Genomic DNA, 13,186 nt, shown 5'->3' with positions numbered 1-13,186 from the left:
CTTGCGCGAAAGGGTGTGGGTCGATCATCGGCCTTCGGCGCAAGCCGTGTCGCCGTCCCGAGCGGAGGCTTACGCCGACTGGCCCAGCCGCCCCTCATCCGGCGCTGCGCGCCACCTTCTCCCAGTGGGAGAAGGAATAAGCGTCAAACCGCCCCGACCAACGGGCGGCTTTCGACCCATAGCGGACGACCGGGGGACAAATCGGCAGGTCAGCCAGGTCTGCGTATTTCCAGAACAATGGCTCGCACAAACACCCCTGCGAGGGGCAAGAGAAAGATCAAGTACCAAGGTCTTCCCCAAACCCCGGTGGCAGCTGCCCAAACACCGAATGCGGTCAGGGCAAGCTGGCCGACATGCAGTCCGACTTTCACCCATAGTCGAGGGCGGTAGGGGTCGGGCCTGGCTCGCCAAAGTCCCATTCTTGTCACGTAGGGCCCCGCCGCCCCTAAACCATCAACCGCTTCAGCAACTCCGCCGTCGACGGATCCAGCCCCTCCGACGGCTCCCCCGCCGCCACATCGGCCAGGATCGCCTTCGCCAGCACCTTGCCTAGCTCCACCCCCCACTGGTCGAAGCTGTTGATGTCCCAGACCACGCCCTCGACGAAGGTCTTGTGCTCATACAGGGCGATCAGCGCCCCCACCGCCTCGGGCGTCAGGGCGTCCATCAGGATGGTCGTCGACGGCCGGTCGCCCGGGAAGGTCTTGTGCGGCGCCAGCCGGTCCGCCTCGGCCTCATCGGCGCCGGCGGCGATCAGCTCGGCCCGCGCCTCGGCCCCGGTCTTGCCGACCATCAGCGCCTGGGCCTGGGCCAGGGCGTTGGACCACAGCGGCGCATCCCCCTCACGCGCGTCCATGGCCGCGTCCGAAGTATGGGCGACGACGATGAACTCGGCGGGCACCACCTGGGGTCCCTGATGGATCTGCTGGAAGAAGGCGTGCTGGCCGTTGGTGCCCGGCTCGCCGAAGACGATGGGGCCGGTGGCGGTGTCCACGGGCGCGCCGTCGCGCTTCACCCCCTTGCCGTTCGATTCCATCTCCAGCTGCTGCAGGAAGGCCGGCAGGCGGCGCAGGCCGTGGGCATAAGGCGCCACCGTCCGCGCGGGCCGTCCGCGCCCTTCGACATTGTAGATCTGGGCCAGGGCCAGCAGCACCGGGGCGTTGCGCTCCAGGTCGGCCTCGAGGAAATGCTCGTCCATGGCCCGGGCCCCGTTCAGCACCCGCTCGAACACATCCCAGCCCAGCGCCACCGCCACCGACAGGCTGACCGCCGACCACAGCGAATACCGGCCCCCGACCCAGTCGCGGAAGCCGAATGTCCGGCCGCAGCCCCAGGCCTCGGCCTTGTCCGGCGCGGCCGTCACCCCGATCAGGTGATGGACCATCCGCTTCGGCGACAGGCTCTCGGCCAGCCAGGCCTTGGCCAGTTCGGCGTTGGCCAGGGTCTCCTGCGTCGTGAAGGTCTTGGACACCACCACGACCAGCGTCGTGCTCGGGTCCAGCCCGGCCAGGGCCTCGCCCATCTCGCGCGGATCGACATTGGCCACGAAGCGCAGGTCGATGATCGGCTCCAGCGGCCGCAGCGCGTCCCACAACAGCCGCGGCCCCAGGTCGGACCCGCCGATGCCGATGTGAACGATGGCCGTGAACGGCATCTTGGTCCCGCCGGTCTCGGCCCCCGAACCGATGTCGGTGGCGAAGGCGGCCATGGCCCGGCGCGAGTCCGCCACCTCGGCCGAGACCGGTTCGCCCAGGGCGCGGAAATCGGCGTCGTCCGCGGCCCGCAGCGCCGGGTGCAGCACCGCGCGGCCCTCGGTGTTGTTGACTGCCTCGCCGCCGAACAGGGCGTTGCGGCGTCCCTCGACGTCACAGGTCCGCGCGAGGTCCAGGGCGGCCTCGAACCCCTCGGCGCTCCACGCCTGTTTCGACAGATCCAGGTACAGGCCCCCCGCCTCGACCCCCATCCGCTGGATGCGGCCGGGATCGGCCGCGAACTGATGCAGGATGCGACCGTCGGCGTCCTTGCGCGCGACGGCGCGCAACATGTCGAGGGCCTGGGTGCGGGCGGTCATCGGGCGAGCTCGAAAATCGAAAGGGGTAAACCCTCGTTTACGGGTGGGGCGTAAGCCGGATCAACGCCGAATCCACGATTCGGCCAACTCTATGAGGTTCGCCATGTCCTGCGGCGTCGCCCTTGCGATCTCCCTGATGCTCTCCGATCCCAATGTGGCCCTGGCCGCGGCCCAGCCGCCGGTCGCCGCCGAGGCGCCCGTGACGGTGGCGGGCGAGCCCCTGTTCGCCGACATCGTCGCCCGCTCCGGCGCGCTCAAGGGCGTGGTCCAGGGCTGGATCGAGGCCGGCGCCGCCGATCAGTCCGGCTTCGCGAGCGGCGCGGACTTCGCCGGCTTCCGCACCCGGGCCGCCGAACTGGCCGCCCTCGACATGCAGGGCCACGTCATCCTCAAGGAGCGCGGCACGGACAACGACCTGAAATGCATCCTGCGCGGCATTTCCGAGGACATTCCGCTCAAGGTCGCCGCCCTCGAGGCCGCCGCCTCCACCGCCGAACGCCGCGTCGCCCTCGACGAACTGGTCTATCTGCTGAACGACAACGTCGAAGTCATCACGGCCCCGCCCCAGCCGGAAGTGTAGGGCTCATTCCTTCTCCCTTTGGGAGAAGGTGGCCCGAAGGGCCGGATGTGGGTCGGCTGTTATCCCTCGGCGTAAGCCGCCGCTCCTGACAGCGACACGGCTTACGCCGACTGAAGCAACTCGACCCACACCCTTTCGCCTTGCCGATCGCTTCGCTCTCGGAGGCTCAAGCCCTCTCCCACAGGGAGAGGGATCAGCATTCGGCACGACCGATTCTGACGCAGCCGCGCCCGATCCTGTGTCCATGGACGAGGGACACGCCCGAAAACTCCGGTGCGAAGACACCTGGCGCGCGGTGCGCCGGGCGTGGGAGGCGGGCGAGACCGCGGCCTCGCTGGCCCAGCGCTACGACGTCGGCCTCGCCAACCTGTGGCGGCGTCGGGCGTCGGAAGCCTGGAAACGACGCCCGACCGCCGATCCGGATCCGGAGCCGGCGGAGGGCTGGGACCGCTACGCGCAACGCAAACAGGCCGCGTTCGAATACCAGCTGGAAGAGACCCGGATCCTGGCCGCCAAACTGGCCGAGGCGATGCAGGGCGGGCCGCTGGAGCAGGTCCCGGTCTGGCACCTCGGCTTCGTGCTGGAATGGCGCGCCGAGACCCTGCCGCCCGCTGCCGCGGCCCGCGACCGGGAATGGGCGCTCCAACACGGCTGGACCGCCGCCTTCTGGAGCGAATCCGGATGGCTGCACCCCCTGTCGTATCTGGACGAGGCGACCCTCCAGGCCAACCGCGCCGCCTGGCGCGAGGACGCCGGCCTCCCCCCGGGCGCGGCGGAGGGATGGCCGTGTTGAAACCGGAGGTCTGAAACGGACCCTTCTCCCATTGGGAGAAGGTGGCCCGAAGGGCCGGATGTGGGTCGGCTCTATCCTTCGGCGCAAGCCGCCGCTCCGAACAGCGACACGGCTTGCGCCGACCGCCGCCCCCCGACCCACACCCTTTCGCCTTGCCGCTCGCTTCGCTCCCGGAGGCTCAAGCCCTCTCCCAAAGGGAGAGGGGCTTCCTGTGTTATTAAAGTAATCTATGCTTGCATCATGGCAGGCAGCCGCGCAGCTTTCGCGCGCAATCAACGTCAAACCGCCGGTCTGGCGGAGCGCCGGTTGTGGCAGCGCCTCCGCGCCGCCCGCCTCGACGGCCATCGCTTCCGCCGCCAGCACCCCATCGGCCGCTACTTCGCCGACTTCGCCTGCGACCGGCTCCGGCTGATCCTTGAGATCGACGGCGGAGTTCACGACCGGGATGACGTCATTCTGAGAGACCATCTCAGACAGCTGGAACTGGAAAGCCTCGGCTGGACCGTCCTCCGGTTCAGCAATGAGGATGTTCTCACCCGGCCGGAGCGCATTCTGACGGCCATCCGGGAGCACGCGCGGGAGCTCGGCGTCTAACTCGGACCCTTCTCCCATTGGGAGAAGGTGGCGCGCAGCGCCGGATGTGGGTCGGCTTTATCCCTCGGCGTAAGCCGCCGCTCCTGACAGCGACACGGCTTACGCCGAAGGCCGCCACCCGACCCACACCCTTTCGCGCGACCGATCGCTTCGCTCCCGGGCGCTCAAGCCCTCTCCCAATGGGAGAGGGATCAATTCTTAGCCCTCTCCCGCGCGGCTCACCGCCTCCACCACCACCCCCTCGGTCAGCAACTGCGGCAGCACCCGCGGCTCCGCCTCCCCCGGCGCGTACAGCAGATACAGCGGCACCCCCGATCGCCCGTGGCGCTGCAGTTCGGCGGTGATGGCGTCGTCGCGCCGGGTCCAGTCGCCGACCAGATAGACGGCGTTGGCGCGCTCCATCGCCGCCTTCACCCCGGCCGACCCCAGCGAGGTCCGCTCGTTGATCTTGCAGGTCACGCACCAGTCGGCGGTGAAATTGACCAGCACCGGCCGCTCCTCGGCCCGCGCCGCCGCGACGGCCGCCGTCGACCAGGGGGCGCTTGCCGGCCCGCTCGCCGATCCATCGCCCGGCGCGGTCACGCCGATCTCCGCCGGCATGACCGCCGCCAGCCATCCCGTCGCCGCCGCCAGCAGCAGGGCGATCGCCCCCGCCGTCAGATGCACGACGCCGCGCCGCCCGAGGCCGCGCTCGGCCTGGGCGCCGCCGACCAGCCACAGCCCGAGCGACAGCAGGACCCCGGACCCGAACAGCAGGCCCAGCGCCTCCGCCCCGGTCTGGCGGCTGAACACCCAGGCCAGCCACAGGGCGGTCGCATACATGGGGAAGGCCAGCAGGCCCTTGAGCCGCTCCATCCACGGTCCGGGACGCGGCAGCCGCGCCAGCAGGCCGGGCGTCAGGCTGACCACGACAAAGGGCAGGGCCAGGCCGAGGCCGAGGCCGAGGAAGACCAGCAAGGCCATGGGCCAGGGCATGACCAGCGCCGCCCCCAGGGCGAAGGCCATGAAGGGCGCCGTGCAGGGCGCGGCCACGATCACCGCCAGCGCCCCGGTGAAGAAGGCGCCGATCCCGCCGGGCAGGCGCGCCAGAGGCCCGGATCCGACCCCCTGCAAGCCGCCGCCGACATGGAAGACGCCGGACAGGTTCAGCGCCACGGCCAGCATCAGCAGGGCCAGCCCCGCCATGACCGGCGGCGACTGCAGCTGGAAGCCCCAGCCCACCGCCTCGCCGGCGGCCCGCAGCGCCAGCAGCACGCCGGCCAGCAGCAGGAAGGTCGTCAGCACCCCCGCCAGGAAGGCCAGTCCGTCGCGCCGGGCGTGGCGCACGTCATGGGCCGAGGCCGCCAGCGAGGCCGCCTTCATCGCCAGTATGGGGAAGACGCAGGGCATCAGGTTCAGGATCAACCCGCCGAGGATCGCGAACAGGAGGGCCTGGGCGAAGAGCGGCAGGCTGGTCTGGTCGGCGGCCGGGGCGCTCGCGCCGCCGTCGGGCGCTGCGGCGAGGGCGCCCGAGCCGGCGGTTCCCGCCAGCGCCGCGCCTGGGTCGGCGCGGATCTCGAAGGCGCCGTCGGCCGTGACCAGAATTCCGCCGACGGGTCCCGACAGGCCCGTCGCCCGGGTCTCGCCGCCCGGCTGGAGGCGCAGTGTCAGCCCCTGCGGTCCCCACTCGCCGGTCTGGGCGGTCGGATGGTCGATGACCCCGCCCTCAAAGGGGAAGAAATAGCTCGGCCCCGGATCGCGCCCGGCCAGCGGCCCGCCCGCGGCGCTCAGGATCAGGACGCCGTCCTCGACCGCGATGCGCGCCTCGATCCCCGCCGGCCGCGGCGCGTTCTCCAGCACCGCCGTGATCGCCGCCCCGTGGCGCCGATCCAGCGGCGCGGCGCCCTCGCGGATCGGCAGGTCCAGCCTCAGGGTCAGGTCCTCGGGCACGCACATCTCGGCGCTGCACACGAAGAAGCTGGCCTTGACCGTCAGAGGCAGCGTCGTGCCCGCGCGCGCCGAGGCCGGGATCTCGATGGGAACCGGCAGCCAGACCTCGCCGGAATAGCCGTAGTTCATCAGGGTGGAGAGGCGCTGCCGCTCGGGCACCGGCCAGACGATGTCGCCGGCGCGGACGCCCCCGGGCAGGGTCCAGGTCAGGGTCGTGGCCCCGCCGGAGTCGCCCGGATTGCGCCAATAGGTATGCCAGCCCGGCTGGATGGTCTGTTTCACCGCCACCACGGCGGTCGAGCCCGGCGCGGCCCAGGCCGACAGGGGGACCAGTTCGGCCTCGATCCGCTCGGTGCGCTGGGGTCCGGCGGCGACCGACGTGACCTGGGCCAGCGTCTGGGCCGGCCAGAAGCAGGCCGCCAGCAGGATCATCAGTCGGGCGAAACGGATCACGAGGCCTCCGGGAACGGTCGCGGCGACCTTAGCCGCCCGGACCGCCCGCCGTCACCGCCTTGTAAAGCGTCGCGGCGTCGCGCCTAGCGGCGCGGGACCGCGTCGATCAGCACTTCGGTGCGCCGCCGCATCGGCTCGCGCACGCCGCTGCTGTCCACGGCCCCTTCATCCCCGACCGCGTCGAGGTCGAACACCGGCGCGGGCCAGCCCGCGGCGGTCAGGGCCTCGGCCACCGCCAGGGCCCGCCGCTCGGACAGGCTCTGGTTCGCGGTCGCCCCGCCGCGCGCGTCGGACAGGCCCATGACCTGCACCTTGCGGATGTCGCAGCCCTGCAGCTGGGCGGCGGTCAGGCCGATCGCCTGCCGCGCCGGCTCCGTCAGCCGCGCCTCGCTGTCCGCGAAATAGACCTCGAACCGTTTGGCGGTGCAGGGCGACGGCTCGGTCACCACCGCGCTGCGGTCCATGAAGCGCGTCGCTTCGCACCCCGACACTCCCACCACGCCGACGAGCGCCGCCACGCCGATCCATCGCTTCATGTCCAACCCCTTGATCCCGCCCGGCACGGGCGACTCGTGAAAAGGGCGGCCCGCCTCTCGACGAACCGCCCTGAACTCTCACCGGACCAGCAACGCCTAGTAGCGCCGCTGACCGTTCTCCCAGTAGCATTCGTCCTGACGGCCGTCGTAGCAGTAGTAGTAGCGGTTCTGGCTGTCCCGATACCGCTGCTGGTTGGCCCGGTCCTGTTGCGAACCGCGGACCGCGCCGGCCACGCCGCCTACGACGGCGCCGATGGCTGCGCCGCGACCGGCGTTGCCGTCGCCGACGTTATTGCCGATGATGGCCCCGGCGACCGCGCCGATGCCCGCGCCGACAGCGCCCTGACGTACCGTTTCGTTCGTGTTGCCGTACTGATCCGTTGCGCAGGCGCTGACCAGCAGGCCAGCTCCGGCGATCGCGATGATTGCCTTGTTCATGGGTATGTCCTTCATCCCTCGGGTTCGCCCCACGGGTGAGAACGCTGGATAAGCGTGGCGGTTCCCGCGCTATGATCGAGGTTAAGCCTGCATTAGGCTTCGATCGGCGTCGCACGGAGGGTGCGGCTTCGATGTTCTGGGTTAAGACGGGGGTTTCGTATGCGTTTTTCTGAACCGGTCCGCATGGCGGATGATGGTGAGCACAGCCCGGTATGGGCGAGGTCCAAGCGTCGCTCGGGCAATCCGCTGGTGGGCGTCATTGTCACCCTGCTGGCGCTGTTCGGCGTCCTGACTGCCGTGCTGGGCATCAAGGAACAGTCGCTGGCTGAAGGCGGCGCGATGATGGACGGCTGGATCGCCAAGGGCGTCTCCACGGTCAAGGGCGAGGCGCCGCGGGTCGCCGACGAGGCTGCGGACGCCGCTGGCGCCGCCGCTGAGAAGGCCGGCGATGCAGCCCAGGCCGGAGCCGCCGCGGCTTCGGACGAGATGAAGAAACAATAGCGACGCTTGAGCGCGACCGACCGGAACATCGCTCCGGTCGGGACGTTCGGGCGACATGACAGACACGCTGACGCCGGCGACCGACGCCTCGGCCATGGTTGAAAACCCGACCGCTGAGCCGCGCACGCTGACCCCGCACCTCTCGCTGGACCGGGTCATCATGCTGGTCAATCCGCTGGCCGGCGGCGTTGGGCCCAATGCAGCGGACGAGGCAGCGGCCATCCTGGCGGACTATGCCTGCGAAACCACGATCGTGGCGCTGGATGGCGGGCAGTTCGACGCCCAGGTCCAGGCAGCCCTCGACGCCCGCCCGGACGTGCTGTTCGTGCTGGCGGGAGACGGCACGGCCGGAACCATCGCCTCGCGCGCGGGACCCGACGGGCCGCTGATCGCGCCCCTCCCGGGCGGAACCATGAACATGTTGCCCCGGGCGCTTTATGGCACGGCCGACTGGAAGATCGCGCTGAGGCGGGCGCTTGAGGAGGGGGCACCGCAATCCGTCGCCGGCGGCGAGGTCACCGACGGCCGGTTCCGTCAAGCCTTCTACTGCGCCGCAATCCTGGGGTCGCCCGCGCTTTGGGCTCCCGCCCGCGAGGCTGTGCGCGAAGGCAAGCTCGGCCTGGCCTGGGCCTACGGTCGCCGGGCGCTCAAACGGGCGTTTACAGGCCGGATGCGATTTTCCCTCGACGGCCGCCCCGATCGCCGCGCCGAGGCGCTTGTCCTGATCAGTCCAATGATCTCAAAGGCGATGGACGAGCATACCGGGCTGGAGGCCGCCGCGATGAATCCCGCCGACGCCCTCCAGGCCTTTCGCCTCGCCGCCCACGCCGTGTTCGACGATTGGCGCCAGGACCCGGCGGTGACCACCAAGGCCATCCAGCAGGCGACGGTCCGCGCACGGTCCCGCATTCCGGCCGTCATCGACGGCGAGCCGGCCCTGCTGCGTCACGAGGCCAAGGTTCGCTTCATCCGGACCGCTTTCCGCGCCCTTGCGCCCAATCCGCCGACCGCGGAGGACAGCGTCTAGTGGGGCGCATTCTCCAGTTTTCCGATATCCACTTCGGCTGTGAGCATCGACACGCCTGCGCGGCGGCGCTCGACTACGCCCACGCCACGGCCCACGACCTGGTCCTGATCACCGGCGACATCACCCAACAAGGCCTGCCCGACGAGTTCGAGGCCGCGGGGCGCTGGATTGCCGGCATGCCTGACCCACGTTTTGTCATCGTCGGCAATCACGACGTCCCCTACTGGAGCCTGTTCGCCCGGATATTCAGCCCGTGGAAGGCCTTCGAACGGGCCACCGGCCATCCGGCCCACGACCACCAGTTCCTCAGCCCCCACCTGATGGTCCGCGGTGTCGTCACCGCGCGCGGAATGCAGGCGCGGGCCAACTGGTCAAAAGGCGTCATCGACCTGGATCAGACGCGCAAGGCCGCCGAGGCCCTGCGCCAAGCGCCGGTCGGAGCCTTACGGGTGCTGGCCTGTCACCATCCGCTGGTTGAGATGATCGGCACGCCCATGACCGGCGACGTCAAGCGCGGCGAGGCGGCGGCCCTGATCTTCGCCGAGGCGGGGGTCGATCTGATCACGACGGGCCACGTCCATGTCCCCTTCGCCCTGCCGATCAGCCTGGGCGACCATTGCTCATATGCGGTGGGCTGCGGGACGCTGTCGCATCGGGAGCGCGGGGCCCCGCCCAGCTTCAACCAGATCGACTGGGACGCGCGTCACATCACGGTGACCGCTATGGCCTGGACCGGTGATCGTTTCGAGCCCGACCAGACTTGGCGGTTGCCGCGTCGTCAGGACACGCGCCGCACAGCCACCGCGCCGGATCCCAACGCGGCGGGCCAAATGGAAAAGGCCGCGGTCTGATCGACCGCGGCCCTTCGATGCTCATTCAGCCTGGTGTCAGAGCCGCCGACCTCGACCAGTGAAGAAGTGCACCACCATCAGGATGAGGAAGACGACGAACAGGACGTAGGCGATGTTCATCGACAGACCGGCGACGCCACCGGCGCCGAGGGCGCCCGCGACCAGGGCGAGTACGAGAAAAATGACGGCCCAGCGAAGCATGAGCGTTCCTTCCAGAGCGGTTGATTGAGGACGGAGCGGCTCGGTGCCGCGCCTGACCGATCAACGTTCCGAAGGCGTAGCCGTTCCGCCTCAGCGGCTCCGGCGTCTTCCATGGGATTTTTCGGTGAAGGCGGCGGCGACCATGGTCGCGAGGGCCGGATTCCGCAGGAATATCCAGCCGCCGGCGAGCGCGGCCACAGTGCCGAGGATAGGCCGCTGCCGGAACAGCGTGTAGGCGCGATGGCCCAGACCCGCCGAATCTTCATCCTCGTCCTCGTCCTGCGCATCCCCGCGGGCGACGAAGATCAGGGCCACTGCCAGAGCGATCACTGCGAAGAGCAGGAAGGTGATCGCCGCGGCGGCGAGAGGAACGACGACCAGTTGCAGGGCGTAGAAAATGGTCGCCCCCAGCGCCAGGATGGCGACAAGGGCGGCGCCCGCCGCGATCGAGGCCGCGACGGCCTTCCTGACCAGATCCCGGGCCATGCCCCCGCCGAACATCAGCGCCGACGACCGGCGAGCAACAGACCCAGGACGACGCCGACGCCGAGGGCGATGGCGGTCGACTGCATCGGACGCTCCTGCACCCGCTCGACCAGATAGCGTTGCGCCTCGTCGAAGCGTTCGCTGGCCTCGTCGTAATACTCCTGACCGCGCACCCGGGCGGTGTCGTAGTAGCCGCGGGCCCGCTCGCGCAGGACGTCGGCTTCTTCGCGCAACCGGGTCTCGGCCTCGGCGGCCTTGGCGCGCAGGCGGGCTTCCGCCGCCGTCGCTTTCTCGCGCAGTCGGGCCTTTTCTTCGGCGCCCAGGACCTTCAGGTCATCCTTGAGCGTGTTGATGTCGTTCTTCACGGTCGCCCGTGCTGCCTTGGTCGTCGCCATGATGCGCGCTCCGTTCGTCAAGCTTGACGGTTAGATAGAGAACCCTGAGCCGGAACGCCACTGTCCGGTGGCGGTTCCCGCATTGCAACATCACCATCCGGTGGCGAAGCGCCGCATCCGGGAATAGACAGGGCGGATGACCGACTGGCTGTTTCCACCCGCGCCCACCGTCTCGCTGCCGGTTGTCGGGCGAAGTGACCGTTTTCCGGTTCGCCGCATCCTCTGTGTCGGGCAGAACTACGCCGCCCATGCGCGCGAGATGGGTCACGCCCGCGCCGAACCCTTTTTCTTCACCAAGCCCGCCGATGCGGTGGTCGCGGACGGAGCCGATCCCGTGTTCCCCACCGCGACCGCCAATCTGCACCATGAGGTCGAACTGGTCTGCGCCGTGGGCGCGGACGGGACGATCACGGGCTGGGCTGTCGGCTGCGACCTCACCCGGCGCGACCTCCAGGCTGCGGCGAAGGACAAGGGTCGTCCCTGGGACGCCGCCAAGGGCTTCGACCACTCCGCGCCCTGCGGCGCCATCACCCTCGGCGCCTTGCCGGACGCCGCCGCCCTCATCGCCCTGTCGGTCAACGGCGAAATCCGTCAGTCCGGCCGCCTCGACGACATGGTCTGGAACCCGGAGGAGATCCTCGCCAAGGCGCGCGAGCTGTGGGACGTCCGTCCCGGCGATCTGATCTTCACCGGCACCCCCGAGGGCGTCGGCCCGCTCCAGCCCGGCGATGAGGTCGAGGCGACCATCGGCGGGCTGCAACCTCTGAGCTTTACTGTGAGGCCGCGATGATCCTGCATGGCTACTGGCGTTCCGGCGCGGCCTACCGCACCCGCATCGCCCTCGCGCTCAAGGGGCTGGCCTATGATCAGCAGGGCGTCGATCTACGGACCGGCGCGCAGCGGTCCGAGGCCTTCGTCGCCCTGAACCCCCAGGGCATGGTGCCGGCGCTTGAGGTCGACGGCGCGGTCCTGACCCAGAGCCCCGCCATTCTCGAATGGCTGGAGGAGACCCACCCTGAACCGGCCCTGCTGCCGGCCGGACCGGTTGACCGCGCCCATGTGCGGGCCATGGCCGCCCTGATCGGCTGCGACATCCATCCGTTGAACAATCTGCGCGTCGGCAAGGCCCTTCGCGAAACCTTCGGCGCCGACCAGGCCGCCGTCGACGCCTGGGCCGCGCGGTGGATTGTCCCCGGTTTTGAGGCCCTCGAAGCCCAGGTCGCACGCCATGGCGCCGGCTGGAGCTTCGGCGCCGCCCCGACCCTGGCCGACTGCTACCTGATCCCGCAGATCTATTCGGCGCGCCGGTTCAACGTTCCTCTCGATGCCTATCCCCGGCTGCTGGCCATCGACGCCAGGGCCGCACATCACTCCGCCTTCATCGCCGCCCATCCGGACGCCCAACCCGACGCCGACTGACGGTCAGCCGAGGAAGCGCTCCACCGCCGCCATGAAGCGCGACGGCTGGTCGATCATCACCATATGCTCGGCGCCCTCGATCCGCTCGAAGGTCGCCGGTGTTCGCAGTCGCGCATAGGCCCCGCGGAACAGGCTGTCCGTGCGGCTGCGCGGCGACGTCTGGTCCGCGCTCCAGCCATAGACCACGGTCACCGGCGCGGTGATGTCGGGCAGGCGCCGGCGCAGATCGACCGTCATCACCTCGTACAGCGCCTGGGCCAGTACGCGGCGGTCGCCGCCCTGCCAGCCCATGGTCCCGAACACGGCATCCGTCGCCCCGCCCAGTTCCAGTCCCATCTCGCGCCCGCGCATGCGCAGCGCCTCGTCGCCGAGGAACTGGATCGCCTGGTAGGCCAGCTGGGCGATCGGCTCGACATCGCCGACGGTCGCCCGGGGGCTGATCAGGGCGGGGAAGAAGGGCGAGGAATCGACCACCATGACGCGCCCGACCCGCCGTCCGGCGTCCGCCGCCACGCGGAGGCCGATCTGACCGCCCATCGAGTGGCCGATGATCGCGGGCTGGTCCAGCCGATGTGCGTTGATATAGCGGCGAACCTCCTGGGCCGCCGCCGCCATCACCGCCCCGCTGGCGTTGTCCTGCGGCGCCAGGTCGCCGAAGCCGCGCACCGAGACCAGATGCAGCCGACGGCGTCCGGCCAGGCGGTCCGCCGCGCCGCGCCACACTTCGGCGGTCGAGGCCAAGCCGGGGATCAGGATCACGTCGGGACCCTGCCCGCGCGCCGTCACCGTGATCCGTCGCGAGCTGAAGCCCGTCTGCGCCCGGGCGGCGCCGGCGCTCCACAGCACGGCGGCGCCAGCCAGCCCCTTCAGAATGTTTCGCCTTTGTTCCATGCCGTCTTCAGGTTAGCGTTC

Annotated in this window: 16 protein-coding genes; 8 read left to right on the top strand and 8 right to left on the bottom strand. The window is 70.1% G+C overall.

Annotation, left to right across the window (positions count from 1 at the left end; translation table 11 throughout):
- Positions 1 to 445 precede the first annotated feature (445 nt).
- Positions 446 to 2,071 (bottom strand): glucose-6-phosphate isomerase, encoded by a 1,626-nt coding sequence (gene pgi, locus B2742_RS00310; RefSeq protein ID WP_292061655.1) that lies wholly within the window; start codon positions 2,069 to 2,071, stop codon positions 446 to 448.
- A gap of 103 nt (positions 2,072 to 2,174) precedes the next feature.
- On the opposite strand from pgi, the gene B2742_RS00305 reads away from it, so the two are divergent.
- The 3 genes from B2742_RS00305 (at position 2,175) to B2742_RS00295 (ending at position 4,038) form a co-directional block, all read left to right on the top strand.
- On the top strand, positions 2,175 to 2,651 hold the full coding sequence (locus tag B2742_RS00305; RefSeq protein ID WP_292061653.1) for a hypothetical protein: 477 nt from the start codon (positions 2,175 to 2,177) through the stop codon (positions 2,649 to 2,651).
- 244 nt (positions 2,652 to 2,895) lie between these two features.
- Positions 2,896 to 3,444, top strand: a complete 549-nt coding sequence (locus B2742_RS00300) for a hypothetical protein (RefSeq protein ID WP_292061650.1) — start codon at positions 2,896 to 2,898, stop codon at positions 3,442 to 3,444.
- 240 nt (positions 3,445 to 3,684) lie between these two features.
- A complete protein-coding gene (locus B2742_RS00295; RefSeq protein WP_292061647.1) occupies positions 3,685 to 4,038 on the top strand; it encodes an endonuclease domain-containing protein in 354 nt (117 codons plus the stop codon).
- A 198-nt stretch (positions 4,039 to 4,236) separates the two neighbouring features.
- Here B2742_RS00295 and B2742_RS00290 read toward each other — a convergent pair whose 3' ends face one another.
- The 3 genes from B2742_RS00290 to B2742_RS00280 all read right to left on the bottom strand — a co-directional run bounded on the left by B2742_RS00290 (position 4,237) and on the right by B2742_RS00280 (position 7,394).
- Positions 4,237 to 6,420 carry a protein-disulfide reductase DsbD family protein gene (locus B2742_RS00290; RefSeq protein ID WP_349681107.1) on the bottom strand — a complete coding sequence of 728 codons (2,184 nt, stop codon included), beginning with the start codon at positions 6,418 to 6,420 and terminating at the stop codon, positions 4,237 to 4,239.
- An 83-nt stretch (positions 6,421 to 6,503) separates the two neighbouring features.
- Positions 6,504 to 6,956, bottom strand: a complete 453-nt coding sequence (locus B2742_RS00285) for an OmpA family protein (protein ID WP_292061645.1) — start codon at positions 6,954 to 6,956, stop codon at positions 6,504 to 6,506.
- A gap of 96 nt (positions 6,957 to 7,052) precedes the next feature.
- Positions 7,053 to 7,394 (bottom strand): YMGG-like glycine zipper-containing protein, encoded by a 342-nt coding sequence (locus tag B2742_RS00280; protein ID WP_292061644.1) that lies wholly within the window; start codon positions 7,392 to 7,394, stop codon positions 7,053 to 7,055.
- A 159-nt stretch (positions 7,395 to 7,553) separates the two neighbouring features.
- Here B2742_RS00280 and B2742_RS00275 point away from each other — a divergent pair, with 159 nt between their 5' ends.
- The 3 genes from B2742_RS00275 to B2742_RS00265 are packed head-to-tail and all read left to right on the top strand — an operon-like array spanning position 7,554 to position 9,773.
- Positions 7,554 to 7,895 (top strand): hypothetical protein, encoded by a 342-nt coding sequence (locus tag B2742_RS00275; protein ID WP_292061643.1) that lies wholly within the window; start codon positions 7,554 to 7,556, stop codon positions 7,893 to 7,895.
- A 55-nt stretch (positions 7,896 to 7,950) separates the two neighbouring features.
- On the top strand, positions 7,951 to 8,922 hold the full coding sequence (locus tag B2742_RS00270; protein ID WP_292061642.1) for a diacylglycerol/lipid kinase family protein: 972 nt from the start codon (positions 7,951 to 7,953) through the stop codon (positions 8,920 to 8,922).
- Positions 8,922 to 9,773, top strand: a complete 852-nt coding sequence (locus tag B2742_RS00265) for a metallophosphoesterase family protein (protein WP_292061639.1) — start codon at positions 8,922 to 8,924, stop codon at positions 9,771 to 9,773. The genes B2742_RS00270 and B2742_RS00265 overlap by 1 nt, the downstream gene beginning before the upstream one ends.
- Before the next feature lie 36 nt (positions 9,774 to 9,809).
- Here the strand turns inward: B2742_RS00265 and B2742_RS00260 are convergent, their stop codons facing one another.
- The 3 genes from B2742_RS00260 to B2742_RS00250 all read right to left on the bottom strand — a co-directional run bounded on the left by B2742_RS00260 (position 9,810) and on the right by B2742_RS00250 (position 10,855).
- Positions 9,810 to 9,974 (bottom strand): DUF1328 family protein, encoded by a 165-nt coding sequence (locus tag B2742_RS00260; RefSeq protein WP_292061638.1) that lies wholly within the window; start codon positions 9,972 to 9,974, stop codon positions 9,810 to 9,812.
- A gap of 90 nt (positions 9,975 to 10,064) precedes the next feature.
- Positions 10,065 to 10,460: a hypothetical protein gene (locus tag B2742_RS00255; RefSeq protein WP_292061637.1), complete on the bottom strand. Its 396-nt coding sequence runs from the start codon at positions 10,458 to 10,460 to the stop codon at positions 10,065 to 10,067.
- Positions 10,461 to 10,474: 14 nt separating this feature from the next.
- Entirely contained in the window at positions 10,475 to 10,855 is a 381-nt protein-coding gene (locus B2742_RS00250) for a glycine zipper domain-containing protein (RefSeq protein WP_292061636.1), read from the bottom strand.
- 136 nt (positions 10,856 to 10,991) lie between these two features.
- On the opposite strand from B2742_RS00250, the gene B2742_RS00245 reads away from it, so the two are divergent.
- Positions 10,992 to 11,645 (top strand): fumarylacetoacetate hydrolase family protein, encoded by a 654-nt coding sequence (locus B2742_RS00245; RefSeq protein WP_292061635.1) that lies wholly within the window; start codon positions 10,992 to 10,994, stop codon positions 11,643 to 11,645.
- Positions 11,642 to 12,274, top strand: coding sequence for a maleylacetoacetate isomerase (gene maiA / locus B2742_RS00240; protein ID WP_292061633.1), 633 nt, complete (start codon positions 11,642 to 11,644; stop codon positions 12,272 to 12,274). The genes B2742_RS00245 and maiA overlap by 4 nt, the downstream gene beginning before the upstream one ends.
- Before the next feature lie 3 nt (positions 12,275 to 12,277).
- Here the strand turns inward: maiA and B2742_RS00235 are convergent, their stop codons facing one another.
- Positions 12,278 to 13,165: an alpha/beta fold hydrolase gene (locus B2742_RS00235; protein ID WP_292061631.1), complete on the bottom strand. Its 888-nt coding sequence runs from the start codon at positions 13,163 to 13,165 to the stop codon at positions 12,278 to 12,280.
- Positions 13,166 to 13,186 lie beyond the last annotated feature (21 nt).

The organism is Brevundimonas sp. UBA7664 (assembly GCF_002483305.1).
Taxonomy (GTDB): Bacteria; Pseudomonadota; Alphaproteobacteria; order Caulobacterales; family Caulobacteraceae; genus Brevundimonas.
This window is presented reverse-complemented; position numbering and strand designations above follow the sequence as displayed.

Coding starts and splice junctions, on each gene's coding strand:
- B2742_RS00260 (WP_292061638.1), bottom strand. CDS start 9,974: ATGCTTCGCTGGGCCGTCATTTTTCTCGTACTCGCCCTGGTCGCGGGC.
- B2742_RS00270 (WP_292061642.1), top strand. CDS start 7,951: ATGACAGACACGCTGACGCCGGCGACCGACGCCTCGGCCATGGTTGAA.
- B2742_RS00295 (WP_292061647.1), top strand. CDS start 3,685: ATGGCAGGCAGCCGCGCAGCTTTCGCGCGCAATCAACGTCAAACCGCC.
- maiA (WP_292061633.1), top strand. CDS start 11,642: ATGATCCTGCATGGCTACTGGCGTTCCGGCGCGGCCTACCGCACCCGC.
- pgi (WP_292061655.1), bottom strand. CDS start 2,071: ATGACCGCCCGCACCCAGGCCCTCGACATGTTGCGCGCCGTCGCGCGC.
- B2742_RS00245 (WP_292061635.1), top strand. CDS start 10,992: ATGACCGACTGGCTGTTTCCACCCGCGCCCACCGTCTCGCTGCCGGTT.
- B2742_RS00250 (WP_292061636.1), bottom strand. CDS start 10,855: ATGGCGACGACCAAGGCAGCACGGGCGACCGTGAAGAACGACATCAAC.
- B2742_RS00280 (WP_292061644.1), bottom strand. CDS start 7,394: ATGAACAAGGCAATCATCGCGATCGCCGGAGCTGGCCTGCTGGTCAGC.
- B2742_RS00285 (WP_292061645.1), bottom strand. CDS start 6,956: ATGAAGCGATGGATCGGCGTGGCGGCGCTCGTCGGCGTGGTGGGAGTG.
- B2742_RS00305 (WP_292061653.1), top strand. CDS start 2,175: ATGTCCTGCGGCGTCGCCCTTGCGATCTCCCTGATGCTCTCCGATCCC.
- B2742_RS00255 (WP_292061637.1), bottom strand. CDS start 10,460: ATGGCCCGGGATCTGGTCAGGAAGGCCGTCGCGGCCTCGATCGCGGCG.
- B2742_RS00300 (WP_292061650.1), top strand. CDS start 2,896: ATGGACGAGGGACACGCCCGAAAACTCCGGTGCGAAGACACCTGGCGC.
- B2742_RS00235 (WP_292061631.1), bottom strand. CDS start 13,165: ATGGAACAAAGGCGAAACATTCTGAAGGGGCTGGCTGGCGCCGCCGTG.
- B2742_RS00275 (WP_292061643.1), top strand. CDS start 7,554: ATGCGTTTTTCTGAACCGGTCCGCATGGCGGATGATGGTGAGCACAGC.